Here is a 26,998-nt window from a genome sequence, read left to right as displayed (position 1 = left end):
GTTCGCTTGTAGGTCATCACCCCTCGCCCTTGTTCCAGTGGCGTTTAACGGTGCTCACGCTAACGCCGAGACGCTTCGCTACCTTCGATTGAGACAGTCCCTCACTCCGCAACTCCTGCACCTTTTGAGTGGTGTCGGTGGCTTCCTTGCGACCCAGCTTAACGCCATTGGCTTTCGCCTTCTCCAGCCCGTCCAGTGTCCTCTCACGGATACGGTTCCGCTCGAACTCCGCAAAGGCTCCGAACATGTGTCTGATTAACGTGCCTTCGGATGAAGTCAGGTCGTGCGCTGGCAGGTCAAGAGACACCACCTTCACGCCACGTTCTAACAGCATGTCGATGGTCTGCTGTACGTCGATGTTGTCACGCCCCAGCCTGTCCAGTTTCAGCACGACAAGCTGATCTCCCGCTTCCAGCTTGTGCTCAACCATCGCCCGAAACTTAGGGCGCTGCATAGCCTGAACACTACCGGAAATGTCCTCGCTGATTACCCGGCTTTCAGGCACCTTGTACCCGGCACGCTCAATAGCCAGCACCTGATTCTGCGTATCCTGCTCGCGTGTTGAAACGCGGCAGTAGATAAAAGTCCTCATGCTTCACCTCTCCCGTCTGGTATCACAAAACGGTAGCATCATTGCATTGGTGGTGGCATTTAGTCAAACCCTAAATTGATGACACCAGATAGTAATCACTCAGACAGGTAGCAAGAATCGAACGATTGATGACACCGAAGCCAAAACAATAACGACAGCCAAGAGAAGCGCCAAGCATCAACGCAAAGTGCTTTAGCAGTGGAGATTCAGGAGTGATTTAGCGTTTAAAGAGAAGATTAACCCTAACCCACAGCCTCACGGTCAGAACGCGAAACAGGGTCATAAACGCCACAGAAGAAGGCAAATCGATATACAGCCCGCCCAGCCTTCGGCTGGGAGAGGCGCACGGGGGCGGTTGAAGCCTTAATCGTTGAGGGAGGGGCAACCATAAGCGTGCAATTTTTCAAGCCGGGGATTCAGCTATAGGCTAACGGTAGAATGCGGCTTGTAGAAGGTTGTGCGCACATACCCAGTACAACCGCATTACTCCATGCGCACAAACCCCGGAGAGCCGCTTGCGGTGGGGGTTTGAGAGGTACAATTTTTGGTTCGGGTCATAAAGGACTTTTGAGAGCTGACTTAGCTTATTTAAACTGCATTCGTCTTGGCTATGGAGACACGAGGCAGTTCAATTTTTGTTCAAAACTTTGCAATATTTTGGTTCGATCTCATGTTCTCGTGCTAAAGAAATCAGCACTCGATCAAATTTTCATTTTTTTTCTGAAACATTGACATACAGCCTAAGCCTTACGGCACGTAGGGTTGGTCGAAATTTCCCTTTGACAACCTCAATTTAACCTCAAAATCAACCCTTGTACTGCAAAGAATCCTAACTAGAATGCTGAACATGTAGGGGGTAATCTTATTAACACACCCTATATGTTGTGCCCATGTATAAATGATGGGCATAAAAAAAAACCGGAGTCACCTGCGTGAATCCGGTCTATGAAGCATGACCGCCATGAGTCTGCAAACTCATAACGATTGTTAGCCTCACTATCGTTTCTAACGGCTCGATTGTGCCCGGCTTGGTTGGTTATGTAAACAGTAAGATAAAATCAAAAGGAACGATCCATGCTTATTCAGAAAAAGCGTATTCGAAATATTGATAATTACATACCTAACTTTGATGGCCGTGATATCTACATTGCACATTCTTTGCCAGATGCGGGGAAAACGGACTCTATTGGTTTCTCAAGTCAAAGAGCTTTAGGTGAAGAAGTCCTCCCCAAAATTTTAGGGCCAATAACCAGATTCAATGCTAATGGCAAATCAGTGCCTGACAAAACAGCACCTAAAGAAACTGCATACAGACAAATTTCATGGACTAGAAAGCAATGGATCGGAGGGGGCGCAACTCAAGAAGTTACTGACACTCGTGAAATTGAGTATAAGCGCTACAAGAGAATCCTCACCCCTCCACCAAGCATAGAGTTAAAGATTGTAGAGAATCTGCAAGGGGAGAAGTTGATCATCTCTCCAAAGCTAAGTTTGACAGCTAACAACAAAGAGTTAGTGGCTCACTGCATTAATCTTTTTTTAGAGCTTTTTGGGTTGTGCGAAACTGTTGACGACCAACTTAATACCATCGTTAAAAGTAAATCTATAAAACTAAACTGGAGCCTCCTGCCTCAGGGTCAACAGCCTTGGAGTAATATCGGTTCAAAAATCCTTTCAGCTATTAAGATCAGGGGAAAGGGCAATACCGCTGTTGTTGAAGGCAGACTTGAACTTATCAATAGTAAAAAACCAGATTTCGTAGCGGTTGGGCAAGCTGGGTTCCAAGGCTACGTGATATTTGGGTTCACAGGCCAAAACATTTACGTGCTAGAAAGCTCACAATGTAATAACGCAACTTATATACTTAACAATAATTGGCAGCAGTTATCCCAGCTAACTAAAGCCGAAATACTAGACGGAAACTTGCACCATGCCCGTGTCATCCACCGTGTAAACTGGGCAGCAGAAATACTTAAATACTTACCATAAAGCGCCGGACGCGCGGGAATGAACCCCCGCGCACTTTCAAACATACCGCAATAGAATCCATAAAGCCCCGTTGGTGGTAAGACAACAAGCGGAGCCTCTGGCGACTACATCACAGTTATGTCAGTTAGTGAGGCTTATCAGGATGACCATGTACCCAAGGGGAGCGAGGCCGAACCGCTGGCAGAGCTTGCATATGGTCTGCAAGTACCGTGACCACCATAAACCTGTTTATCCCCTGCGGCGTCTCGCGACGGCGACAGAACGGGGGCATCGGGCTAAAATGCGCTTCACTAAAAGTTTTTGGGATTGTTTAGAGACGGTGGCTACGTCATAGCTTTCAAGTTGAGTCAGTACGTGTTTGACGCCTGGAACTACACGCCGCTATGAGTTAACATCCCAATTACCACTATCAACCACAGCGGCTTTTTCAAGGGACATAACAGAGCATTTCTTACAGGCAAAAGAGACAGATTTAATCGTCTAACTAACTGTATTGTAAGGAATTTAGTGACTTGGTGCCGAAGGCCGGACTCGAACCGGCACGTATTTCTACGGTTGATTTTGAATCAACTGCGTCTACCGATTTCGCCACTCCGGCACGGAAAGGTATGCGGAAAACGTTGTGGATTATACCTGTCACGCGCCACCATGCAAGCGTCAGTAACCTACTCTCCCACTAAGTGTCTAAAAAAACATCGCCTCCCCCTCAAAACCCTTAACCACCGCTAACTCCGCCCCCAGTCAGCGCTTTTTCCCGGAATCCGCCTCGCAAAAAAATGCAACGTGACCGGGTCGGTTTACATTTGCCCTCGTTTGATATGAGATCGCGTTACTGAATCTCGTAACAACGGCCATTGTGCTCAGGGCATCGCTATGCGCTTCTATCAGGTTGAACCTACGCTGGAGAACTACTGGCGCGGGATTATTCTCTTCGGCAAAAACGTCGCGTCCTATAAGTTCGCGCTGGCGCATGCGCTGTACGATCTCAAACCTGAAGGCAGCGATCTGATCTTGCTGGACGATCTGGCGGTGCCGTTCAGCGCTCATCTCTGTCGCCATCTGCAACATGCGCCGAAGCAGATAACCTCGCGCAGCAGCCAGTTTATTACCGCCTGTTCGCAGTTCAACGCGGGAGAAATCACCCGCGATGCGTTAACCGCCATTACGGTGCGTCAGGGGTTCAACAACGTGATTGATGCCTTCCACAATGTGAATCAGGGCGAGATTGAGAAACGTTTTTTTATCGATGAGCGCAAAACCCATAAAGGCATCCGCCTGACGGAGAATTTTTACCACCTGGGTGAGTGCCTGCAGTATCAAAACCTCAGCTTTGAAACCAATGCGCGCTGGAATTTGGTCGAGCAAGCTTGGGCAATGAATATCTCCAGCCAGCTTATCAACGTGGAGTACGACGATAACGATCAGATGCTGTTTAGCCGCAGTAGCGATCGCCGCGTGGCCATCTCGAGCTGTCGCGATAGCCTCAACGGTTACCAGAAGGGGCGCTGCTTCTACTGCTATGCGCCCATCAGCCTGAAGCCGGACGATGAACAGTTTGCTGACGTTGACCACTTTATCCCATGGAAGGCGCGTGAGCAGGTGCGTAACGTGAATGGCGTCTGGAATCTGGTGCTGGCATGTAAGGAGTGCAACCGGGGCGAGAAAGGCAAGTTCGCGCGTCTGCCGTCCCGCAAGCTGCTTCAGCGCCTGCACGATAGAAACGAGTACTTTATCAATAGCCACCTGCCGCTGCGCGAAACGTTGATTCGGCAAACCGGAACAGCTACGGCACTGCGCGAGAAATTCCTGGCCACCAGCTGGAGCGATGCGCTACAAGTCCTTTTTCACCAATGGGAACCTGCCGCACAGGGAACGGATACTTTCTGATGACGCTTGAATATTACCAACACCACGCCGACGATTTTTTTAACTCGACGGTAAACGTTGATATGTGTTCGCTCTATACACCGTTTCTGGAGCACGTTCCAAAAGGTGGCCGGATACTGGATGCCGGATGCGGCTCCGGGCGCGATAGCAAAGCGTTTTTACAGCAGGGCTATCAAGTTGAAGCCTTTGACGCGACGGCTGAAATGGCAAAGCTTGCCAGCCAGCATACCGGGCTCTCGGTTAAGCAAATGACCTTTAGCGACGTCAATGCCGTTAATCGTTACGACGGCATCTGGTGCTGTGCTTCGCTGCTGCACGTTAGCGCTACCGAGTTGCCGGATGCCATGGCAAAACTGGCGCGGGCGCTTAAGCCTGGCGGTATCTGGTACGTATCCTTTAAATATGGCGACGGCGAGCGGGTCAAAGATGGCCGCCATTTTACCGATCTTAACGAGCAAGGGTTGAATGCTCTGCTGACAGAGCTTGCAGGCATCACGCTTGTCGGTCACTGGATAACGGAAGACAAGCGTCCCGATCGCTGCGAGATGTGGTTAAACGCACTGTTACATAAGCGCTCTTAATCCCCCCTTCCGCCAAGCGCCCCGTCCCCACATGCTCTACACTCTCAGTTCAACACCACACTGAGAGATACACGATGTCCATAATAAAAAGCTACGCCGCGAAAAATGCCGGGGCAGAACTGGAAGTCTGGGAATACGATGCCGGGGAGCTGCTGCCGGAAGACGTTGAGGTGAAGGTAGATTACTGCGGGATCTGCCACTCGGACCTATCGATGATCGACAACGAATGGGGGTTCTCTCAATATCCGCTGATTGCTGGCCACGAGGTGATTGGTCACGTGGTGGCGCTGGGCAGTGCAGCGCAGAGTAAAGGGCTGAAGATTGGTCAGCGCGTGGGCATTGGCTGGACGGCGCGAAGCTGCGGCCACTGCGATGCCTGTATCGATGGCAACCAGATTAACTGTACCGAAGGCTCGGTACCGACCATCCTCAACCACGGCGGCTTTGCCGATAAGCTGCGTGCCGACTGGCAATGGGTTATTCCGCTGCCGGACAACATTGATATCGAAACCGCAGGCCCGATGCTGTGCGGTGGGATCACCGTCTTTAAACCGCTGCTAATGCATCACGTTACCGCCACCAGCCGCGTAGGGGTGATTGGGATTGGTGGTCTGGGGCATATCGCCATTAAGCTGCTGCGCGCGATGGGCGCTGAGGTGACGGCGTTCAGCTCTAATCCGTCGAAAGAGCAGGAAGTGCGGGCGATGGGTGCGGACCACGTGGTTAATAGCCGTTCGCCGGAAGCGCTCAAAGCGCTGGCGGGCCAGTTTGATCTGATCATCAACACCGTCAACGTCGACCTGAACTGGCAGCCGTACTTCGAAGCGCTGGCCTCGGGCGGCAACTTCCACACCGTCGGCGCGGTGCTGACGCCGCTGCCGGTACCGGCATTTACCCTGATTGGCGGCGACCGCAGCGTCTCTGGTTCGGCGACGGGTAACCCGTTCGAACTGCGCAAGCTGATGAAGTTTGCTGGTCGCAGCAAAGTCGCGCCCATCACCGAGCTGTTCCCGATGTCGAAAATCAACGACGCCATCCAGCACGTGCGTGACGGTAAAGCCCGTTACCGCGTGGTGCTGAAGGCTGATTTCTGATGTCACTCCGGCGGCGTTCTGCCGCCGGTTCTTCTCTTCGTCGTTAAGCTTTTGCGAAGGCCGCGAAGACTTCCGCGACGGCAACGGCACCTGGGTCCGGCACACCGTTCAGGTTGTCACTGTTCACGTACGACGCGCGCCCCGCTTTCGCTTTCTGCATCGTCGCCGTGCTGTCAGCGCCCTGCTTCGCCGCCGTAATCGCTTCTGGCAGTCCCTTATCTCGCAGCGCTTCCAGCGCCGGTTGTAGAGCATCGATTAACGTACGGTCGCCGGGTGCGGCACCGCCGTAGAACTTCATCTGCTTTAACCCGGCCAGTAGCGCATTTGCCAGCGGTTCGCCCTGCGCCAGCGCCTGCCCGGCAGCGGTGAAGAACAGCGACATCAGTACGCCGCTTGAGCCGCCCATCACGGTTGCAAGACGTTCGCCAATCAGCTGTAGAAGCTGCGCCGGGTTGTTCAGCGGCAGCGCATTCTGCTTGAGCAGCGTGGCGATATCCTGCGCGCCTAGCGCAAAGGTGGAGCCGGTATCGCCGTCGCCCACTTTGGCATCCAGCGCGTTCAGGCGGCTCTCTAACCCCAGCAGCGTCTGAGTAGCCTGTGCCACCAGCGCATGCACCTGTGGGTTCTCCGACGGCTGCGCTTCCAGCGCGTCGTGCACTTTGGCATGCGTCAGGGTTCTCAGCGGCGCAAAGGCCACCGCTTTTACCCAACCGCTGGTCTCTACATCGGCCAGCAGCGCCTCTTCAATGGCCTGATTCAGGATGATTAGCGATAGCGAGAAGCCCTTCATATCGAGCGAACTGACCAACGTCGCCGGGCCAATCAGATAGGCTATCTGCTCGCGCAGCGCGGAATGCGCTAGCTCTTTGGCGAGTAGCGCCATCTCAAGCTCCGACACGCCGCCCAGGTTGTTGATCAGCACCGCCACGCGGTTATCACCCACAGAGGCTTTTAAGGTCTCGACCAGCGTGCCGATCAGCTGTTTGCTGTTATGGCTGCTGACCGTCGAAGCACCGGGCTCACCGTGAATGCCAAGCCCCAGCTCTACCTGGCCGGGCTTGATGCGATCCTCGGTCTCGCCCCCGGGCAGATTGCAGGTCTCCATCGCCAGTCCAAGGCTGAACACACCGCGGCTGGCCTGTTGAGCTATCTCGTGCACTTCGCTAAGCGATTTTCCCTGCTCAGCCGCGTAGCCCGCCACTTTATGTACCAGCGCCGTGCCCGCAATGCCGCGCGGCTGTTTGTTATCCGGCAGCGCAACGTCGTCGGCGACAATCACCATCTCAACCTTCAGGCCGTAGCGCTTGGCCTTCTCGGCGGCGAGGCCGAAGTTGAGGCGGTCGCCAGTGTAGTTTTTGACGATCAGCAGGCAGCCGCGATCGCCCGTTACCGCCACGATGGCGTTCAGCACCGCATCGACGCTCGGTGAGGCAAAGAGATCGCCGCATACCGCGGCAGTGAGCATACCCCTGCCAACAAAGCCCGCGTGAGCCGGTTCATGGCCGGAGCCGCCGCCGGAGATAATCGCTACCCGGCTTTTATCCCAGTCGCTGCGGGCGACGATACGAATCGCCGGGTCGATATCCAATCGCACCAGGTTCGCGTGAGGTGCGGACAACACTAAGCCTTCAAGCGCATCATCCACAAGGTGTTTACGCTCGTTAAAAAAGAATCTGAACATAACATTCCAAAAAAAAGAAAACCGTATGCAAAGCATAGTCCGCACTGGATAAAGCGCCGCAAAACAGACAATTTACTGCCGCGAGATGTCGTTGTTTTGCCTATACTCGACGCAGAATAAATGGAGGATTACCCATGAGCGCACCTTTGCTTATTGCACGCACCCAGGACAAGCAGCTTGAACTGCTGCCCAATATGGCCAACCGTCACGGGCTGATTACCGGCGCCACCGGCACCGGGAAAACCGTTACCCTGCAAAAGATGGCCGAGTCGTTCTCGGAGATTGGCGTGCCGGTCTTTATGGCAGATGTCAAAGGCGACCTGACCGGCGTGGCAGAGGAAGGTCAGGCCTCTGAAAAGCTGATGACGCGCCTGAATAATATCGGAGTGACCGACTGGGAGCCGCATGCTAACCCAGTGGTGGTGTGGGATATCTTCGGTGAGAAAGGTCACCCGGTTCGCGCCACGGTCTCAGACCTTGGCCCGTTGCTGCTGGCCCGCCTGCTCAACCTCAACGAGGTGCAGTCCGGGGTGCTGAATATTATCTTTCGCATCGCCGACGATCAGGGACTGTTGTTGCTAGACTTCAAAGACCTGCGGGCCATCACCCAGTACATCGGCGATAACGCTAAATCCTTCCAGAACCAGTACGGTAATATCAGCACCGCTTCCGTCGGTGCCATCCAGCGCGGGCTGCTGACGCTGGAACAGCAAGGTGCCGAGCATTTCTTCGGTGAGCCGATGCTCGATATCAAAGACTGGATGCGTACCGACAGCAACGGTAAAGGCATCATCAATATCCTCAGCGCTGAGAAGCTCTATCAGATGCCGAAGCTCTACGCAGCCAGCCTGCTGTGGATGCTCTCCGAACTTTACGAGCAGTTGCCGGAAGCGGGCGACCTCGAAAAGCCAAAGCTGGTGTTCTTCTTCGACGAAGCGCACCTGCTGTTTAGCGATGCGCCGCAGGTGCTGCTGGATAAAATCGAGCAAGTGATCCGCCTGATTCGCTCCAAAGGTGTGGGCGTCTACTTCGTGTCGCAGAACCCGTCGGATATTCCCGATGCGGTGCTGGGTCAGTTGGGTAACCGCGTGCAGCACGCGCTGCGTGCCTTTACGCCGAAAGATCAGAAAGCGGTGAAGACGGCGGCGCAGACCATGCGGGCCAACCCGGCGTTTAATACCGAGCAGGCGATTCAGGAGTTGGGCACCGGCGAAGCGCTGATTTCGTTCCTCGATGCCAAAGGCAGCCCGTCCATCGTTGAGCGAGCGATGGTTATCGCACCGTGTTCACGCATGGGGCCAGTGACCGACGACGAGCGTAACGGTCTTATTAATAACTCACCGCTCTACGGCAAGTATGAAGATGAAATCGACCGTGAGTCGGCATTCGAGATGCTGCAAAAAGGGGTGCAGAACAGCGCGGGCCAGGCGGATGCGCCGCCAGCCAAAGGACAGCAAAGCGCTGATGACGGCATCCTTGGCGGGCTGAAAGATATTATCTTCGGTACCACCGGGCCGCGCGGCGGCAAGCACGATGGTCTGGTGCAAACAGCGGCGAAAAGCGCCGTGCGTCAGGTGACGAACCAGATTGTGCGTGGGATGTTGGGTAGTCTGCTGGGTGGGCGGCGACGTTAGTTCGTCATCGCCGGTTTGCCGGATGGCGGCGTAAACGCCTTATCCTGCCTACAACTCATAGCCCGTGCGAGCGCAGCGACCACGGGATAGCACCGATATTCAAAGGGAAGACAGCAAATTTCAGGCATAAAAAACCCGGCGTCGCATTCGCTCGGCCGGGCTACAAGGGTGGTTAGGCTTTTCGCATCATTAGCCAGAGGCTTATCAGGAAGAAGCTGGCGCTTGGCAGCAGCGCCCCGATAATCGGCGGGATACCGTATACCAGCGTCAGCGGGCCGAAGATCTGGTCGAGGACGTAGAATACGAAGCCGAAGCTAATCCCCGTCACCACACGCATACCCATCGGTACGCTGCGCAGCGGGCCAAAGATAAACGACAGCGCCATCAGCATCATCACCGCCACGGACAGCGGCTGGAAGATTTTGCTCCACATGTTGAGCTGGTAGCGGCCTGGGTCCTGGCCGCTGGCCTTCAGATACTTCACGTAGTTATACAGACCGCTGATAGACAGCGCATCCGGGTCCAGTGCCACCACGCCAAGCTTATCCGGCGTCAGCGTGGTTTTCCAGGTCCCGCTCACGGTCTGCGAACCGGTAATTTGTTTTGGGTCAGTCAGATTGGATTCATCAACCTGTGACAAACGCCATTCCTTCAGCTCCGGATCAAACTTCGCGCTCGCGGCGTAGCGTACAGACTGCAAACGACGTTCATTATTGAAGGAATAAATACTCACACCGCCGAGTTCATCGGTGCCCTTCAGACGTTCGATATAGACGAAGCTGTGGCCGTCTTTCGCCCACATGCCCTGCTGTGTAGAAAGCAAAGAGCCACCGTACATCTGCTGAGCACGGTAGTTACGCGCCATCTGCTCACCCTGCGGAGCTACCCACTCGCCCATCGCCATGGTCAGCAGCACCAGCGGGATGGCAGTTTTCATCACCGACAGCGCCACCTGCATACGGGTGAAGCCGGAAGCCTGCATCACTACCAGTTCGCTACGCTGAGCCAACATCCCCAGCCCCAGCAGCGCGCCGAGCAACGCCGCCATCGGGAAGAAGATCTGTACATCTTTTGGCGCACTCAGCAGAGTATAGAGACCTGCGCCCAGCGCGTCATAGCTCCCCTGCCCGGCCTTTTTCAACTGGTCAACGAACTTGATAATGCCAGACAGAGATACCAGCATGAACAGCGTCATCATGATGGTGGTGAAAATGGTTTTGCCGATATAGCGGTCAAGTACACCAAATGGCTGCATTATACCGCTCCTTTATGCATGAAACGGGCGCGGAAACGGCGCATCGGCACGGTATCCCAAAGGTTTAGCACCACGGCCAGCGCGATATACGCCAGGTTGACCGTCCACATCCATATCGCCGGGTCGATTTTGCCTTTGCCCGCATTCGACTTCAGCGAGGTTTGCAGCAAGAAGAACACCAGATACAGCAGCATGGCTGGCAGCATAGAGAGTACGCGGCCCTGACGTGGGTTTACTACGCTGAGCGGCACGACCATCAGCGCCATGATAAAGACCGTCAGTATCAGCGTTAAGCGCCAGTGCAGCTCCGCGCGGGCACGGTCGGTATCCGTCTTCCACAGCGTACTCATATTCATCTGCTCGGTATCAGTCGGGTCCGATGCCACCGCTTGATGGCCAACGATCGCCTGATAATTTTTGAAATCGGTAATGCGGAAGTCACGCAGCATGGCGGTCCCTTCAAAGCGCGTTCCCTGATTTAAGGTCACCACCTGAGAGCCGTCTTTACGCTGAGAGAGCTGGCCGGTATCGGCCACCACCACGGAAGGACGCGCAGAACCTTTCGGGCGAAGCTGCGCCAGGAAGACGTCATGGAAGTTTGCGCCATTGACGCCTTCAATGAATAACACGGCGTTACCGTCGGTAGACTGCTGGAACTGGCCCTGCGCCAGCGCCGCCATGCCGGGGTTCGCTTTAGCCTCGGCCAGAACTTCGTCCTGATGGCGAGACGACCACGGCCCAGCCCACATGACGTTAACGGCCGCGACAATACCGGTGAACAAGGCGAGTACCATTGCTGCTTTCACCAGCACCGCTTTACTCAGGCCGCAGGCGTGCATCACCGTGATTTCACTTTCGGTATACAGTTTACCCAGCGTCATCAGGAGACCGAGGAACAGGCTCAACGGCAGTATAAGCTGCGCCATTTCAGGCACGCCGAGCCCGAGCAATGAAAGCACGAGGTTTGTCGGGATATCACCATCGACCGCCGCGCCGAGGATCCTCACCAGTTTCTGACAGAAAAAGATCAAAAGCAGGATGAAGAGAATGGCAAGCTGGCTTTTTAGCGTCTCCCGCACCAGATATCGTATGATTATCACTATAAATACGCCCGTAAAAACCCGTCTTATTGCAGGAAAATAGCTTGTTTCATGGCTTAAACGTCATTTATTCTCTTGAGTCGTCGAAAACATCGCTAAGATTAAATGACTCAGCGGTTTCACGTTTCAGGACATCGTCTGACGTGCCAGGACCGTAATAACGTTAAGATTAACACGAAGTCACCGCAACAGCGGAAATGAGTTACGTAAGCTTGCAATTCTATCCGTAGCCACCGCCGTTGTCTTTAAGATTCAGGAGCGTAGTGCATGGAGTTCAGTGTAAAAAGTGGTAGCCCGGAGAAGCAGCGGAGTGCCTGTATCGTCGTGGGCGTATTCGAACCACGCCGGCTTTCTCCCATCGCCGAACAGCTCGATAAAATCAGCGACGGCTATATCAGTGCGCTGCTGCGTCGCGGCGAACTGGAAGGCAAACCGGGGCAGACCTTATTGCTGCACCACGTACCGAACGTGCTGTCAGAACGCATTCTGCTGATTGGCTGCGGCAAAGAGCGCGAGCTCGACGAACGCCAGTACAAGCAGGTCATTCAGAAAACCATCAATACCCTGAATGATACCGGTTCAATGGAAGCCGTCTGCTTCCTGACCGAACTGCACGTTAAAGGCCGCAATAACTACTGGAAAGTACGCCAGGCGGTTGAGACGGCAAAAGAGACGCTGTACAGCTTCGACCAGCTCAAAACCAACAAAAGCGAGCCGCGTCGCCCGCTGCGTAAAATGGTCTTCAACGTGCCAACCCGCCGTGAACTGACCAGCGGCGAACGTGCTATCCAGCACGGTCTGGCGATTGCTGCCGGTATCAAAGCGGCGAAAGACCTCGGCAACATGCCGCCAAACATCTGTAATGCGGCTTATCTGGCCTCTCAGGCGCGTCAGCTTGCGGACAGCTACAGCAAAAACGTCATTACCCGCGTCATCGGCGAACAGCAGATGAAAGAGCTGGGTATGCACTCCTATCTCGCGGTCGGCAACGGTTCGCAGAACGAATCCCTGATGTCGGTCATCGAGTATAAAGGCGTGGCTTCCGAAGACGTTCGTCCTATTGTGCTTGTCGGTAAAGGCCTGACCTTCGACTCCGGCGGTATCTCCATCAAGCCTGCCGAAGGCATGGACGAGATGAAGTACGACATGTGCGGCGCAGCGGCGGTGTACGGCGTGATGCGGATGGTCGCGGAACTGCAATTGCCAATCAACGTGATCGGCGTGCTGGCGGGCTGTGAAAACATGCCTGGCGGACGCGCGTATCGTCCGGGCGACGTGCTGACCACCATGTCCGGCCAGACCGTTGAAGTGCTGAACACCGACGCCGAAGGCCGTCTGGTGCTGTGCGACGTGCTGACCTACGTTGAACGCTTCGAGCCGGAAGCGGTTATCGACGTGGCAACGCTGACCGGTGCCTGCGTGATTGCGCTGGGCCATCACATCACCGGGCTGATGTCGAACCATAACCCGCTGGCGCACGAGCTGATTGGCGCGTCCGAGCAGGCAGGTGACCGCGCGTGGCGTCTGCCGCTGGGCGATGAGTATCAGGAACAGCTGGAGTCTAACTTCGCGGATATGGCGAATATCGGCGGCCGTCCTGGCGGTGCTATCACCGCGGGTTGCTTCCTGGCGCGCTTTACCCGTAAGTACAACTGGGCGCACCTGGACATCGCCGGCACCGCATGGCGTTCCGGCAAGGCCAAAGGCGCCACCGGTCGTCCGGTGGCGCTGCTGTCGCAGTTCCTGCTGAACCGTGCGGGTTTTAACGGCGAAGAGTAATACGATATCGAGCCTGCGACATGTAGGCCTGATAAGCGCAGCGCCATCAGGCGTTGACGCACAATCGCCGGATGGTGGCGTAAACGCTTTATCCGGCCTACATACGGCAATAAATCGCAGGCCCGGCACGCCGGGCTCTGCATTTAAATCCATCACAAGAAGCCCCATATATGAAGAATGCGACGTTCTATCTTCTGGACAATGACACCACCGTCGACGACCTCAGCGCCGTCGAGCAACTGGTGTGTGAAATTGCCGCAGAACGTTGGCGCGCGGGCAAGCGCGTGCTGATCGCCTGCGAAGACGAGCAGCAGGCCATTCGCCTGGATGAAGCCCTGTGGAGCCGTCCTCCGGACAGTTTTGTGCCGCATAATCTGGCGGGCGAAGGCCCAAGAGGCGGTGCGCCGGTGGAGATAGCCTGGCCTGCCAAGCGCAACAGCAGCCCACGGGATATACTGATAAGTCTGCGGGTAAACTTTGCAGATTTTGCCACCGCTTTCACAGAAGTGGTAGACTTCGTCCCTTACGAAGAAACTTTGAAACAACTTGCCCGCGACCGCTACAAAGCCTACCGCGTGGCTGGTTTTAACCTGAATACGGCAACCTGGAAATAATGGAAAAGACATATAACCCGCAAGATATCGAACAGCCGCTTTACGAGCACTGGGAACAGCAGGGCTATTTCAAGCCTAACGGCGACGAAAGCAAAGAGTCCTTCTGCATCATGATCCCGCCGCCGAACGTCACCGGCAGTTTGCATATGGGTCATGCTTTCCAGCAAACCATCATGGACACCATGATTCGCTACCAGCGCATGCAGGGTAAAAATACCCTGTGGCAGGCCGGTACCGACCACGCGGGTATCGCAACCCAGATGGTGGTTGAGCGTAAGATTGCCGCTGAAGAAGGTAAAACCCGTCACGACTACGGTCGCGATGCCTTCATCGACAAAATCTGGCAGTGGAAAGCGGAATCCGGCGGCACCATTACCCGTCAGATGCGCCGTCTCGGCAACTCTGTTGACTGGGAGCGCGAGCGCTTCACCATGGACGAAGGCCTTTCCAATGCCGTGAAAGAAGTCTTTGTTCGCCTGTACAAAGAAGACCTGATTTACCGTGGCAAGCGCCTGGTAAACTGGGATCCGAAACTGCGCACCGCCATCTCTGACCTGGAAGTGGAAAACCGCGAGTCTAAAGGCTCGATGTGGCACATCCGTTATCCGCTGGCCGACGGCGCGAAAACCGCAGACGGTAAAGATTACCTGGTCGTGGCGACCACCCGTCCGGAAACCATTCTGGGCGATACCGGCGTAGCCGTGAACCCGGAAGATCCGCGTTATAAAGATCTGATCGGCAAATTCGTCATGCTGCCGCTGGTTGACCGCCGTATTCCTATTGTCGGCGACGAACACGCCGATATGGAAAAAGGCACCGGCTGCGTGAAGATCACCCCTGCGCACGACTTTAACGACTATGAAGTCGGTCGTCGTCACGCCCTGCCAATGATTAACATTCTGACCTTTGATGGCGACATCCGCGAAACCGCAGAAGTGTATGACACCAAAGGCGAAGAGTCTGACGTTTACTCCAACGCTATCCCGGCTGAATTCCAGAAGCTGGAACGCTTTGCCGCGCGTAAAGCGATCGTCGCTGCCATCGATGCTATGGGCCTGCTGGAAGAGATCAAACCTCACGATCTGACCGTTCCTTACGGCGACCGTGGCGGCGTGGTTATTGAGCCAATGCTGACCGACCAGTGGTACGTCCGTGCTGACGTACTGGCGAAACCGGCGGTAGAAGCAGTTGAGAACGGCGACATTCAGTTCGTACCGAAGCAGTACGAAAACATGTACTTCTCCTGGATGCGCGATATTCAGGACTGGTGTATCTCCCGTCAGCTGTGGTGGGGTCACCGTATCCCAGCATGGTACGACGAAGCAGGTAACGTCTACGTTGGCCGCACCGAAGACGAAGTGCGTCAGGAAAACAACCTCGGCGCCGATGTTGCGCTTCGTCAGGACGAAGACGTTCTGGATACCTGGTTCTCCTCCGCGCTGTGGACCTTCTCTACCCTCGGCTGGCCGGAAAACACCGACGCGCTGCGTCAGTTCCACCCAACCAGCGTGATGGTTTCCGGCTTCGACATCATCTTCTTCTGGATTGCCCGCATGATCATGATGACCATGCACTTCATCAAAGATGAAAACGGCAAGCCGCAGGTTCCGTTCAAGACCGTCTACATGACCGGTCTGATCCGTGACGACGAAGGCCAGAAGATGTCCAAGTCCAAAGGTAACGTTATCGACCCACTGGATATGGTCGACGGTATCTCCCTGGCAGACCTGCTGGAGAAACGTACCGGCAACATGATGCAGCCACAGTTAGCTGAGAAAATTGCCAAACGTACCGAGAAACAGTTCCCGGACGGCATCGAGCCACACGGTACCGACGCCCTGCGTTTCACCCTGGCGGCGCTGGCCTCTACCGGCCGCGACATCAACTGGGATATGAAGCGTCTGGAAGGTTACCGTAACTTCTGTAACAAGCTGTGGAACGCCAGCCGCTTCGTGCTGATGAACACCGAAGATCAGGATTGCGGCTTCAATGGCGGCGAAATGACCCTGTCTCTGGCGGACCGCTGGATCCTGGCTGAATTCAACCAGACCGTTAAAGCGTACCGCGAAGCGCTGGATAACTTCCGCTTCGATATTGCTGCGGGCATCCTGTACGAGTTCACCTGGAACCAGTTCTGCGACTGGTATCTGGAGCTGACCAAGCCTGTTATGACCGGTGGTTCCGAGTCTGAACTGCGCGGCACCCGTAATACGCTGGTGACCGTGCTGGAAGGTCTGCTGCGCCTGGCGCATCCGATCATTCCATTCATTACCGAAACCATCTGGCAGCGCGTGAAAGTGATTTGTGGCAACACCGCAGATACCATCATGCTGCAGCCGTTCCCGGAATATAACGCGGCTCAGGTAGACGAAGCGGCGCTGGCCGATACCGAATGGCTGAAGCAGGCGATTGTTGCCGTACGTAACATCCGCGCGGAAATGAACATCGCCCCGGGCAAACCGCTGGAGCTGCTGCTGCGTGGTTGCAGCGCTGACGCAATGCGTCGCGTGAACGACAACAAGAGCTTCCTGCTGAACCTGGCCCGTCTTGAAAGCATCACCGTGCTGCCAGCCGATGACAAAGGTCCGGTTTCCGTGACCAAAATCATCGACGGCGCCGAGCTGCTGATCCCGATGGCTGGCCTCATCAACAAAGAAGATGAGCTGGCGCGTCTGGCAAAAGAAGTCGCGAAAATCGAAGGTGAGATTGCCCGTATCGAAGGCAAGCTCTCCAACGAAGGTTTCGTTGCTCGCGCACCGGAAGCGGTAATAGCCAAAGAGCGTGAGAAGCTGGACGGTTACGCGGAAGCCAAAGCGAAGCTGATTGAGCAGCAGGCGGTCATCGCCGCGCTGTAAAAATCGTACCCGTACGTTTGCCGGATGGCGCTACGCTTATCCGGCCTACGGTTTCGAGTAGCCCGGACGAGGCGCGTTAGCGCCGACTCCGGGTTATCCACGGTACGGTTCCAACCTCCTGAATTATCCTCGCTTGCACTCCCCCTCCCCGCAGTGTTATTAACTGCATATGTTCCACGTTTATGTCATGAGTTCGCTATGAGTGTCATTACCCCTGTCTCTGCGACGCTGCGTCGCCTTACGGCCGACGATAACGCCGCGATTGCCAACGTTATCCGCCAGGTCTCCGCCGAGCACGGCCTGACCGCCGATAAAGGCTACACGGTGGCCGACCCCAATCTGGATGAGCTGTTCCAGGTTTACAGCCAGCCGGGCGCGGCCTACTGGGTGGTTGAGCAGAATGGTCAGGTGGTAGGTGGCGGCGGCGTTGCGCCATTGGGCTGTAGCGAACCGGATATCTGCGAGCTGCAAAAGATGTACTTCCTGCCGAGCGTACGCGGTCAGGGGCTGGCGAAAAAGCTGGCACTGATGGCGCTTGAGTACGCCCGTGAGCAGGGGTTTAAGCAGTGTTATCTTGAAACGACGGCGTTTCTGACCGAAGCCATTCGCCTCTATGAACATCTGGGATTCGAACATATCGCCGAACCGCTGGGCTGCACCGGGCATGTCGACTGTGAAGTGCGGATGTTAAAACCCCTTTAAGCGCACTCAAAGGGGCATTTGATTTACTGCATCTCGGGTGAGACGGCAAGACGAATCACGCCAGCCGCGTTGGCTGGCGGCAATGCCACAACCTGATTCCAGAAACTCTGTACCAGGTCGCAGGCGATCTTCTCTTTTCCCACCCCTTTACTCGGGTCAGACATAATCTCAACATCCTGGCCGAAGTTCTGCATCAGCGTCGGCCCCAGTTTTTGCATATCGAGCAGCGCCTGGTGCTTTTCCTGCGCGGTGACGGTGTGCTTGTCAGGGCCATAGGCTGCACGCATCATGCGGGCGTCACTCTCCATCCGGCGTTCGAGGATATCCCGTGATATCAGGTGTACGGGGTTAATTCCCCCTTTAACCGCCGGGAAGAGAAAGCGGAAGCACTCGTCAGCACCGGCCTTTTCCACCGCGGCCATCTGCTCCAGGTTGATCTTCATATACTCCACCACGTTGGCATCTGGTGCCTGCTGTAGTCTCGCCATCTGCAGTTGTAGCACCTGCGGCTGGATGGCATCGATCACCTGTTGTTCGCTGCTGCCTGATTCTTTCATCTGTACGGCCTGGCCACGAATACGCTCCCAGAATGCAGGATCTTGTTCTTTGATAACCTGGAAGGTTGGCATTTTCAGCATCGCGTTTTCAAACTTCTGCGATTCGGTCATGCCGTATTCCGGGCTCTCACGCGGAATAAGGTAGTGCACATCAAACAGGTTCCAGCCCACGATGGCAACGACAAAAATCACCCCGCCCGCGACCTTACCAATCCAGCCTTTTTTACGAAAAACGCCAACAATAATGGCGATAACGACCCCGATATACCCTGCCAGTAATACGTGTGCCCAGTTCATTGATTATCCTTAGCCAAATCGATAAATATGTCGGGAATTATTCTTTCCCGTACTGTATGTCGATTATTGCGGCAAAGGTGAGGTATTTCCAGCCACCAGATTTTTCTGCCGAACTATGCGGGCACGCCGCTGTGGAAGCGGAACTCGTCGTCCGGTGAAGTGATAAGCGACGCTTCCACTTCACCAAAGAAACGCACCCGCTCGCTGATATCGCCGTCAGCGATTTGCTGCGCTAGCGTCAGATAGTCCTGATAGTGCCGGGCTTCAGAACGCAGCAGCGACAGGTAAAATGTCTGCAGATCGTCATCCAGATACGGTGCCAGCGCGGCAAAGCGTTCGCAGGAGCGGGCTTCGATGTACGCGCCGCAAATCAGCTTATCAATCAGGGTCAGCGGCTCGTGCGTGCGCACCTCTTTGAGCATCCCTTTGGCGTAGCGACTGGCGGTGATTTTCACGTACGGAATATTGCGCTTTAACATCGCCTCACGTACCTGCGAGAAGTGGTGCAGCTCCTCTTTAATCAGCAACACCATGCTGTCGATAAGCTGCCGTCCCCACGGGTCGTCGGTCTGCGGCATCACGCTTTTGTTAATCTGCTTATTCAGCGCGGCGAAATCAGGCTCCTCGCCCTCGCGAAAGGTAAAGGCCTCATACGGTTTCAGCCAGTCGAGCAGCGCCTGCGCGCCGTCTTTATCCGCCACATATTTACGCACCAGCAGCATCGCGGTTTGCGCTGCTTTTAGCTCACAGACTAGATGGTCGGTCAGCAGCAGAGGAAGATTGGTCGGATCGCGGGCTTTATCGAGCCACGTCTGGGGCGTTTTGCAGTGCAGGAAGTTGAGAACCGGAGAGAGTATTTGCGGGTAATCCATACCAAAATCCTTGCCCGACGGCAGCGGGCGCTGCCGTCGGGTATGAGATGACTTAGTGGCGAACGCCGTCGTCTTCTTCGTCGACAAAATCTTCGTCGTCGTCATCGCCTTCTTCGCCGTTCGGGTCTTCGTAGTAGGTTCCCCAACCGTCGTATTCCACTTCGAACTTCTCAGCCAGGTTCATCAACTGCTCAACCTGCGCGTCAATCAGCTCCGCATTCAGCGCGCTTTCGCTCAGAATATCGCAGCAGATCACGGTGTCGCCTTCTTCCACTTCCAGCTCTTCCGGTTCCGTTACTTCGTAGCCCAGCTTGAACGCTTCTACCGCCGCTTTCTCCAGACTTTCGAAATCATCTGCGGAGAGGTGATGTTCGATGGTGTACAGCGCGTCAGGATCGCTGCCGTCTTCCAGCAGCTCTTCAATGATCAGGCGGGTCTCTTCGCGCTGTTCTTCCAGATGTTCAGGGTTTGCCATGGCTCGTTCCTCATAATGTGGCTGATACTCTTATTGTCACATACCGTTGCCATTGCCTCCACCTTTCCGATAAAGATTTGTTATTGGGGTTGCAAATGAATATTCATACATATAAAGTGAATTTTAATTCAATAAGTGGCTTAAGCCAGGTGAGGGAATTATGTCTACTCTGTATAAAAAGAACTTCTTAAAATTACTCGATTTTACCCCAGCAGAAATCACCACCATGCTGCAGCTCGCGGCAAAACTAAAAGCGGATAAAAAAAGCGGCACGGAGTCGCCGAACCTGACCGGTAAAAACATCGCGCTCATCTTCGAAAAAGACTCAACCCGTACACGATGCTCTTTCGAAGTTGCCGCATACGATCAGGGCGCTCGCGTCACTTATCTTGGTTCCAGCGGCAGCCAGATTGGCCACAAAGAATCCATTAAAGACACCGCTCGCGTACTGGGCCGCATGTACGACGGCATCCAGTACCGTGGCTACGGCCAGGAAGTGGTAGAAACGTTAGCAGAGTATTCCGGCGTGCCGGTGTGGAACGGCCTGACTGATGAATTCCACCCAACCCAGCTGCTGGCGGATCTGCTGACCATGCAGGAACACCTGCCGGGCAAAGCGTTCAACGAAATGACGCTGGTTTATGCAGGCGATGCGCGTAACAACATGGGCAACTCGATGCTGGAAGCCGCGGCGCTAACCGGTCTCGATCTGCGTCTGGTGGCACCACAGGAGTGCTGGCCAGAAGCAAGCCTGGTGGCGGAATGCAAAGCGCTGGCGCAGAAAAACGGCGGTAACGTTACCCTGACGGAAGATATCGCCGCTGGCGTCAAAGGCGCAGACTTTATCTACACCGACGTGTGGGTATCGATGGGCGAAGCCAAAGAGAAGTGGGCAGAGCGTATTGCGCTGCTGCGTGGCTATCAGGTGAATAGCGCGATGATGAAGCTGACCGGCAATCCGCAGGTGAAATTCCTGCACTGTCTGCCTGCGTTCCATGATGACCAGACCACGCTGGGCAAGAAAATGGCCGCTGAATACGGCATGCACGGCGGGATGGAAGTGACCGATGAGGTGTTTGAATCTCCAGCCAGCATCGTGTTCGATCAGGCAGAAAACCGGATGCACACCATCAAAGCGGTAATGGTCGCAACGCTGAGCAAGTAAATTCAACACGTAGCCCGGCCGAGCGCAGCGACGCCGGGAAAACCCCGGAGTCGGAGCTATCGCTCCTCGTCCGGGCTACCGATTGGTGTAGGCCGAATACTATCCGCCAATCCGTTCGTTACTCAACCAGCAGCTTAACAACCGCTTTACGCACTTTCGCAGGCTGTCCCACAGCGCACAGCGGCTTGTGGACTTCACCCGGGTAGAACACCACGAAGTCACCTTCGCTCATCACCACCATCTTTTCCTGTACGCCTTCCGGCAAGAACGCGATGTCTTTATCCGCCAGCCAGTCGGTGTCCGGCGCGCCCGCAGGCTGGGTGCTGAACGCCATCCCTTCCTGACCTTTCAACACCACCTGGATATCCAGATAACGCGCATGATACTCCGCACGACGGTCGGCAAACGGCTCGGTCATGTTTTCAGAGATCATATAAAACAGGCGGTTGCCGTCGATGTCATATTTCCCTTCCGGGGTAGCATCGGTAACGTTCGCCATAAGATGGATGATGGCCTGACGCAGCTCTTCCGGCAGCCAGGACTGAAGGTGATGGATGTTGCCAATAATCATGATGACTCCACGAATAAAACAATGTTTCAATTTTCAGTTGTTATACGTAAATTCGCGTTACCATACCAGTACTTTTTATCATGACTCTCCCGCCTTGCCGGTTTAGCGCACACTTTGCATAGCACGTGTAAAAGACGAATTTAAATTCATAAAAAGCGAATACTCATTCTATGAGAATCGTTTTCGTTGATTAAAATGTGAATCAGGCGCTTGATTGCCGGATAAAGCTGCGTATAATGCCACCCGTTTTGCCGGGAGGAATTATGGTTCAGTGTGTACGACATCGCGTCTTACCGCGTCTGAAAACAGACGCTGGCCTGCCGTTTTTCCTTTCCGTAGCATCCGTATTCGTAAAGCCCCTTATTTAAGGGGCTTTTTTTTTGCGCCGTCGTCAGGAGATAAACATGGCTAATCCGCTGTATCAAAAACACATCATTTCCATAAACGATCTCAGCCGCGAAGACCTTGAACTGGTTTTGGCGACCGCCGCCAGCCTGAAAGCGAACCCACAGCCGGAGCTGCTTAAGCACAAAGTTATCGCCAGCTGTTTCTTCGAGGCCTCGACGCGCACCCGTCTCTCTTTTGAAACCTCGATGCACCGCCTGGGGGCCAGCGTGGTTGGCTTCTCCGACAGCGCCAACACCTCACTCGGTAAGAAAGGTGAAACCCTCGCCGACACCATCTCGGTTATCAGCACCTACGTTGATGCCATCGTAATGCGCCACCCGCAGGAAGGCGCAGCGCGTCTGGCGACCGAGTTCTCCGGCAATATTCCGGTGCTGAACGCCGGTGACGGCGCGAACCAGCACCCTACCCAGACGCTGCTGGATCTGTTCACCATTCAGGAAACTCAGGGCCGCCTGGAGAACCTGAACATCGCCATGGTTGGCGACCTGAAATATGGCCGCACCGTCCACTCGCTGACCCAAGCACTGGCGAAGTTTAATGGCAACCGTTTCTACTTTATCGCTCCGGACGCGCTGGCGATGCCACAGTACATCCTCGATATGCTCGATGAAAAAGGCATCGTCTGGAGCCTGCATAGCGCCATCGACGAAGTGATGGCAGAAGTCGACATTCTCTACATGACTCGCGTACAGAAAGAGCGCCTCGACCCGTCCGAATACGCCAACGTCAAAGCGCAGTTTGTCCTGCGCGCGGCGGATCTGGTCGGCGCACGCGACAATATGAAAGTGCTGCACCCGCTGCCACGCATTGATGAGATCACCACCGATGTCGATAAAACGCCGCATGCCTGGTACTTCCAGCAGGCCGGTAACGGCATCTTCGCCCGCCAGGCGTTACTGGCACTGGTACTGAATAGCGAACTGGCTCTGTAAGGGGGAAATGACGATGACACACGGTAACAAATTACAAGTAGAAGCCATCAAACGCGGCACCGTAATCGACCATATCCCGGCGCAGGTGGGCATTAAGCTGCTGACCCTGTTTAAGCTGACCGAAACCGACCAGCGCATCACCATTGGCCTGAACCTACCGTCCGGTGAAATGGGTCGTAAAGACCTGATCAAAATCGAAAATACCTTCCTGACCGACGAGCAGGTCAACCAGCTGTCGCTATACGCGCCAGAGGCGACCGTTAACCGCATCGATAACTATGAAGTGGTGGGCAAATCTCGCCCGAGCCTGCCGGAGCGCATTGAGAGCGTGCTGGTATGCCCGAACAGCAACTGTATCAGCCATGCGGAACCCGTTTCCTCTAGCTTCGCAGTGAAAAAACGCGCTGATGACGTTGCACTCAAATGCAAATACTGCGAAAAAGAGTTTTCTCATTATGTGGTGCTGGCCAACTAATTGCGGTTGGTATTGAAATGTTGCCTCTCTATAATGGCTAACACCTTAATACTGCAGTTCATCTGGAGATATCATGAGCAAAACTATTGCGACGGAAAATGCACCAGCAGCTATCGGTCCATATGTTCAGGGCGTTGACCTGGGCAGCATGGTAATCACTTCCGGTCAGATCCCGGTAGACCCGAAAACCGGCAGCGTGCCGGAAGACGTATCTGCTCAGGCGCGTCAGTCGCTGGAAAACGTGAAAGCTATCGTTGAGGCCGCTGGCCTGAAAGTTGGCGATATCGTGAAAACCACCGTATTCGTAAAAGATCTCAACGATTTCGCGACCGTTAACGCCACTTACGAAGCGTTCTTTAACGAGCACAATGCCACCTTCCCAGCGCGTTCTTGCGTTGAAGTGGCACGCCTGCCGAAAGACGTGAAGATTGAAATCGAAGCGATTGCCGTACGTCGCTGATTGCACGCAGTATGAAGAAAAGGCAGCCGATGGCTGCCTTTTTTGTTTTAGTGTCGTGGGTTTCCCGGCGGCGCTTCGCTTGGCCGGGCTACGCTAGACAGAGCACCTCATCGCTTACTGCCAACCGTAACGGCGGGTGAAGAACCCTTTCACCATCTGCGTGAAGGTCATGTAACCCACCAGAATCGCCACCAGCCACGGGAAGTAGCTCAGCGGCAGCGCTTCTAATTGCAGATAGCTTGCCAGCGGTGAGAACGGCAGCGCAATACCAATTGCCATCACCAGCAGCGTCATAGCGAACAGTGGCCATGCGGCGCGGCTCTGCACGAACGGGATGCGGCGGGTACGAATCATATGCACAATCAGCGTCTGCGACAGCAGCCCTTCAATAAACCAGCCGGACTGGAACAGCGTCTGCATTTCTGGCGTGTTGGCCTTAAATACCCACCACATCAGGCAGAAGGTCAGAATGTCAAAGATGGAGCTAATTGGCCCGAAGAACACCATAAAACGGCCCAGATCGGCCGGATTCCAGCGCTGCGGTTTACGAATCTGTTCGTCATCCACGTTATCGAACGGCAGCGCCACCTGGGATACATCGTACAGCAGGTTCTGAATCAGTAAGTGTAACGGCAGCATCGGCAGGAACGGCAGGAAGGCGCTGGCCACCAGCACGCTGAAGACGTTACCGAAGTTAGAACTAGCGGTCATCTTGATGTACTTGAGCATATTCGAGAAGGTACGACGACCTTCGATCACGCCCTCTTCCAGCACCATCAGGCTCTTTTCCAGCAGGATGATATCGGCCGCTTCACGGGCGATGTCCACCGCGCCGTCCACGGAAATACCAATATCCGCCGCGCGTAGCGCTGGCGCATCGTTGATGCCATCGCCCATAAAGCCCACCACGTGCCCTTCGCGTTTCAGCAGGGTTACGATGCGCTCTTTATGCATCGGCGTCAGGCGTGCAAACAGCGTAGTGCGTTGGGCAAGCTTCGCGAGTTCGTCATCGCTCAGATGTTCAATTTCGCTGCCGACAATCACGTCACCCGCATCCAGTCCCACTTCGTGGCACACTTTCGCCGCCACCAGTTCGCTGTCGCCGGTGAGAATTTTCACGGTGATGCCGCTCGCCTTGAGCGCTTTAAGCGCAGGCGCCGTGGTCTCTTTCGGCGGATCGAGGAAGGCGATGTAGCCTTCGAGGATCAGGTCAGACTCATCGATACGCTGATAGTCCCCTTCCCGCGCTGGCAGGAATTTGCTTGCCACCGCGACCACGCGCAGCCCCTGACGGTTCAGGGTATCGGTCACGCGTTTGATGCGGCGCAGCATACTCTCGTCGAGCGGCACAATCTCGCCGTTGTGGTAGACCTGAGTACAGACGTTCAGGATTTCCTGCAGCGCCCCTTTGCAAATCAGCTTATGTACGTCCGGCTTTTCACTCACCACCACCGACATACGGCGGCGTTCGAAATCAAACGGGATCTCATCCACTTTCTGCCAGGCAGTAGACAGCTCGCGGGCCGCCACTTCATCAACCCCTTCCAGTACCGCGGTATCCAGCAGGTTTTTCAGCCCGGTCTGATAGTGGCTGTTGAGCCACGCCGTTTGCAGCACGCGCTCGCTCACCTTGCCGGAGATATCGGTGTGGTTCTCCAGCACGATTTTATCCTGGGTCAGCGTACCGGTTTTGTCGGTGCAGAGGATGTCCATCGCGCCAAAGTTCTGAATCGCGTCGAGGTGCTTAACGATAACCTTCTGTTTTGACAGCTTCACCGCCCCACGCGCCAGCGTCGAGGTGACGATCATCGGCAGCATTTCCGGCGTCAGGCCAACGGCGACGGAAAGGGCAAACAGCGCCGCTTCCCACCAGTCGCCTTTGGTATAACCGTTGATAACCAATACAATCGGCGCCATCACCAGCATAAAGCGGATCAGCAGCATGCTGACGCGGCTGATGCCTTTCTGGAAGGCGTTCGGCTCGCTCTCCTGCTCGCTCACGCGACCGGCCAGTTGCCCAAACCAGGTGTTGGCACCGGTGGCAATGACCATCGCCTGCGCGGTGCCGCTCACCACGTTGGTGCCCATAAAGCACAGGGTGTCGCACTCGAGCGGATTGGTTTGACTCGGCTCGCGGGTCTGCGCCACTTTCTCAACCGGTAAGGATTCGCCGGTCAGCGATGCCTGAGCCACAAACAGATCGCGCGCCTGAATCACGCGCAGGTCAGCCGGGATCATGTCCCCCGCCGCCAGTTTGATAATGTCGCCCGGCACCAGCTGGTCGATAGGCAGTTCCACCCAGCTGCTCTCGCCCTTATCATTGATAACGCGCAGCACCGTCGCGGTGTTGCTCACCATCGCTTTCAGGGTGTCCGCCGCTTTGGTCGAGCGGGCTTCCTGGACAAAGTTCAGCAGTGTGGAAATGCCCACCATCAGCACAATAACGACCGCCGCGAACAGATCTTCAGTGGCATAAGAGACGGCTGCCAGCACGGTCAACAGGATGTTGAACGGGTTACGGTAACAGAGCCACAGATGCACCCACCACGGCTGCGGCTGCTGCGCGGGCAGTTTGTTTTCGCCGTGCGTAGCGCGCGCCTGCTCAACTTCCGCGGCGTTCAACCCTTCTGGATGGGTGTTAAAGGTTTCCCACAATTCCTGCTCGCTGAGATGCGCCATTTTCAGGCACTGTTCGCTGAGGGATGGCGGAATAGGCGTGTGAGCAACGCTTTGCTGAGAAGGCATTGGATCGCGCTGTACCAGACGGCGCGGCAGATGGCGGCCAAGCTGCGCGAACAGCTGCCGGGTGAAATTTTTCAGCATACAAAAGTCCTCCGCAGTCGCCAGAGACAACCGCAGACAGGCCTGCGGGCACAGTTAATCTGTACCGTATAGGCACTTCATTTTTATTGCAGGGACATTAAGACGTGTCACTGCCTCACATCATCGGCAAGGCAGCGAAAGCTGGCTTACCGGAAAGTTACTCTCCAGTTGGAGAGACGGGTGGGATCGGGATCCATACA

The 26,998-nt window shown here is 55.1% G+C and carries 24 protein-coding genes and 1 tRNA gene; 15 read left to right on the top strand and 10 right to left on the bottom strand.

The window, feature by feature from the left end; all coding sequences use genetic code 11:
* Positions 1–16: 16 nt before the first annotated feature.
* Positions 17–592, bottom strand: coding sequence for a recombinase family protein (locus GKAS_RS06650; protein ID WP_035892798.1), 576 nt, complete (start codon positions 590–592; stop codon positions 17–19).
* A gap of 1,074 nt (positions 593–1,666) precedes the next feature.
* Here GKAS_RS06650 and GKAS_RS06645 point away from each other — a divergent pair.
* Positions 1,667–2,581 (top strand): hypothetical protein, encoded by a 915-nt coding sequence (locus GKAS_RS06645; RefSeq protein WP_001598165.1) that lies wholly within the window; start codon positions 1,667–1,669, stop codon positions 2,579–2,581.
* 513 nt (positions 2,582–3,094) lie between these two features.
* On the opposite strand, the gene GKAS_RS06640 is transcribed toward GKAS_RS06645, so the two are convergent.
* A tRNA-Leu gene (locus GKAS_RS06640) sits at positions 3,095–3,179 on the bottom strand.
* A gap of 275 nt (positions 3,180–3,454) precedes the next feature.
* On the opposite strand from GKAS_RS06640, the gene GKAS_RS06635 reads away from it, so the two are divergent.
* The 3 genes from GKAS_RS06635 to ahr all read left to right on the top strand — a co-directional run bounded on the left by GKAS_RS06635 (position 3,455) and on the right by ahr (position 6,143).
* On the top strand, positions 3,455–4,468 hold the full coding sequence (locus GKAS_RS06635) for an HNH endonuclease (protein ID WP_035892797.1): 1,014 nt from the start codon (positions 3,455–3,457) through the stop codon (positions 4,466–4,468).
* Complete coding sequence (locus GKAS_RS06630) at positions 4,468–5,049, top strand: class I SAM-dependent methyltransferase (protein WP_035892794.1); 582 nt, start codon at positions 4,468–4,470, stop codon at positions 5,047–5,049. The genes GKAS_RS06635 and GKAS_RS06630 overlap by 1 nt, the downstream gene beginning before the upstream one ends.
* A gap of 74 nt (positions 5,050–5,123) precedes the next feature.
* Complete coding sequence (gene ahr / locus GKAS_RS06625; RefSeq protein ID WP_035892793.1) at positions 5,124–6,143, top strand: NADPH-dependent aldehyde reductase Ahr; 1,020 nt, start codon at positions 5,124–5,126, stop codon at positions 6,141–6,143.
* A gap of 43 nt (positions 6,144–6,186) precedes the next feature.
* Here ahr and GKAS_RS06620 read toward each other — a convergent pair whose 3' ends face one another.
* Positions 6,187–7,824 (bottom strand): dihydroxyacetone kinase subunit DhaK, encoded by a 1,638-nt coding sequence (locus tag GKAS_RS06620; protein WP_035892792.1) that lies wholly within the window; start codon positions 7,822–7,824, stop codon positions 6,187–6,189.
* A 134-nt stretch (positions 7,825–7,958) separates the two neighbouring features.
* On the opposite strand from GKAS_RS06620, the gene GKAS_RS06615 reads away from it, so the two are divergent.
* Entirely contained in the window at positions 7,959–9,458 is a 1,500-nt protein-coding gene (locus GKAS_RS06615) for a helicase HerA-like C-terminal domain-containing protein (protein WP_035892791.1), read from the top strand.
* Positions 9,459–9,630: 172 nt separating this feature from the next.
* Here the strand turns inward: GKAS_RS06615 and lptG are convergent, their stop codons facing one another.
* Positions 9,631–10,713 carry an LPS export ABC transporter permease LptG gene (gene lptG, locus GKAS_RS06610; protein ID WP_035892789.1) on the bottom strand — a complete coding sequence of 361 codons (1,083 nt, stop codon included), beginning with the start codon at positions 10,711–10,713 and terminating at the stop codon, positions 9,631–9,633.
* The gene (lptF, locus tag GKAS_RS06605) at positions 10,713–11,813 is read right to left on the bottom strand and encodes an LPS export ABC transporter permease LptF (protein WP_035892788.1); all 1,101 of its coding nucleotides are present in this window, start codon (positions 11,811–11,813) and stop codon (positions 10,713–10,715) included. Before lptF ends, lptG begins: the two co-directional genes overlap by 1 nt.
* Before the next feature lie 267 nt (positions 11,814–12,080).
* Between lptF and pepA the strand changes: the two genes are divergently transcribed.
* The 4 genes from pepA (at position 12,081) to GKAS_RS06585 (ending at position 17,763) form a co-directional block, all read left to right on the top strand.
* Positions 12,081–13,592 (top strand): leucyl aminopeptidase, encoded by a 1,512-nt coding sequence (pepA, locus tag GKAS_RS06600; RefSeq protein ID WP_035892787.1) that lies wholly within the window; start codon positions 12,081–12,083, stop codon positions 13,590–13,592.
* Positions 13,593–13,762: 170 nt separating this feature from the next.
* Complete coding sequence (gene holC / locus GKAS_RS06595; protein ID WP_035892786.1) at positions 13,763–14,206, top strand: DNA polymerase III subunit chi; 444 nt, start codon at positions 13,763–13,765, stop codon at positions 14,204–14,206.
* Entirely contained in the window at positions 14,206–17,061 is a 2,856-nt protein-coding gene (locus GKAS_RS06590; RefSeq protein ID WP_035892785.1) for a valine--tRNA ligase, read from the top strand. Before holC ends, GKAS_RS06590 begins: the two co-directional genes overlap by 1 nt.
* A 198-nt stretch (positions 17,062–17,259) precedes the next feature.
* Complete coding sequence (locus tag GKAS_RS06585) at positions 17,260–17,763, top strand: GNAT family N-acetyltransferase (protein WP_035892784.1); 504 nt, start codon at positions 17,260–17,262, stop codon at positions 17,761–17,763.
* Positions 17,764–17,786: 23 nt separating this feature from the next.
* Here the strand turns inward: GKAS_RS06585 and GKAS_RS06580 are convergent, their stop codons facing one another.
* The 3 genes from GKAS_RS06580 to rraB form a co-directional block, all read right to left on the bottom strand.
* Positions 17,787–18,617, bottom strand: a complete 831-nt coding sequence (locus GKAS_RS06580; RefSeq protein WP_035892783.1) for a hypothetical protein — start codon at positions 18,615–18,617, stop codon at positions 17,787–17,789.
* Positions 18,618–18,730: 113 nt separating this feature from the next.
* The gene (gene miaE / locus GKAS_RS06575; RefSeq protein ID WP_035892781.1) at positions 18,731–19,489 is read right to left on the bottom strand and encodes a tRNA isopentenyl-2-thiomethyl-A-37 hydroxylase MiaE; all 759 of its coding nucleotides are present in this window, start codon (positions 19,487–19,489) and stop codon (positions 18,731–18,733) included.
* A gap of 52 nt (positions 19,490–19,541) precedes the next feature.
* Positions 19,542–19,964 carry a ribonuclease E inhibitor RraB gene (gene rraB / locus GKAS_RS06570; RefSeq protein WP_035892780.1) on the bottom strand — a complete coding sequence of 141 codons (423 nt, stop codon included), beginning with the start codon at positions 19,962–19,964 and terminating at the stop codon, positions 19,542–19,544.
* Between the two features lie 95 nt (positions 19,965–20,059).
* Between rraB and argL the strand changes: the two genes are divergently transcribed.
* The gene (gene argL / locus GKAS_RS25525) at positions 20,060–20,155 is read left to right on the top strand and encodes a putative translational regulatory protein ArgL (protein WP_373995169.1); all 96 of its coding nucleotides are present in this window, start codon (positions 20,060–20,062) and stop codon (positions 20,153–20,155) included.
* On the top strand, positions 20,125–21,129 hold the full coding sequence (argF, locus tag GKAS_RS06565; protein ID WP_035892779.1) for an ornithine carbamoyltransferase: 1,005 nt from the start codon (positions 20,125–20,127) through the stop codon (positions 21,127–21,129). The genes argL and argF overlap by 31 nt, the downstream gene beginning before the upstream one ends.
* A 118-nt stretch (positions 21,130–21,247) precedes the next feature.
* Here the strand turns inward: argF and GKAS_RS06560 are convergent, their stop codons facing one another.
* Positions 21,248–21,700: a YhcH/YjgK/YiaL family protein gene (locus GKAS_RS06560; protein ID WP_035892777.1), complete on the bottom strand. Its 453-nt coding sequence runs from the start codon at positions 21,698–21,700 to the stop codon at positions 21,248–21,250.
* A gap of 263 nt (positions 21,701–21,963) precedes the next feature.
* On the opposite strand from GKAS_RS06560, the gene GKAS_RS23745 reads away from it, so the two are divergent.
* The 4 genes from GKAS_RS23745 (at position 21,964) to ridA (ending at position 23,975) form a co-directional block, all read left to right on the top strand.
* Complete coding sequence (locus GKAS_RS23745) at positions 21,964–22,068, top strand: pyrBI operon leader peptide (RefSeq protein WP_072351778.1); 105 nt, start codon at positions 21,964–21,966, stop codon at positions 22,066–22,068.
* Between the two features lie 36 nt (positions 22,069–22,104).
* Complete coding sequence (pyrB, locus tag GKAS_RS06555) at positions 22,105–23,040, top strand: aspartate carbamoyltransferase (RefSeq protein ID WP_035892776.1); 936 nt, start codon at positions 22,105–22,107, stop codon at positions 23,038–23,040.
* Between the two features lie 13 nt (positions 23,041–23,053).
* Positions 23,054–23,515 (top strand): aspartate carbamoyltransferase regulatory subunit, encoded by a 462-nt coding sequence (pyrI, locus tag GKAS_RS06550; RefSeq protein WP_035892775.1) that lies wholly within the window; start codon positions 23,054–23,056, stop codon positions 23,513–23,515.
* 73 nt (positions 23,516–23,588) lie between these two features.
* The gene (ridA, locus tag GKAS_RS06545; protein ID WP_035892774.1) at positions 23,589–23,975 is read left to right on the top strand and encodes a 2-iminobutanoate/2-iminopropanoate deaminase; all 387 of its coding nucleotides are present in this window, start codon (positions 23,589–23,591) and stop codon (positions 23,973–23,975) included.
* Between the two features lie 114 nt (positions 23,976–24,089).
* Here the strand turns inward: ridA and mgtA are convergent, their stop codons facing one another.
* On the bottom strand, positions 24,090–26,798 hold the full coding sequence (gene mgtA, locus GKAS_RS06540; protein ID WP_035892773.1) for a magnesium-translocating P-type ATPase: 2,709 nt from the start codon (positions 26,796–26,798) through the stop codon (positions 24,090–24,092).
* Positions 26,799–26,998: the final 200 nt, after the last annotated feature.

Source organism: Kluyvera ascorbata ATCC 33433, from assembly GCF_000735365.1.
Taxonomy (GTDB): domain Bacteria; phylum Pseudomonadota; class Gammaproteobacteria; order Enterobacterales; family Enterobacteriaceae; genus Kluyvera; species Kluyvera ascorbata.
The sequence above is the reverse complement of the archived record's forward strand: the minus strand, read 5'-3'. Positions and strand labels throughout refer to the sequence as shown.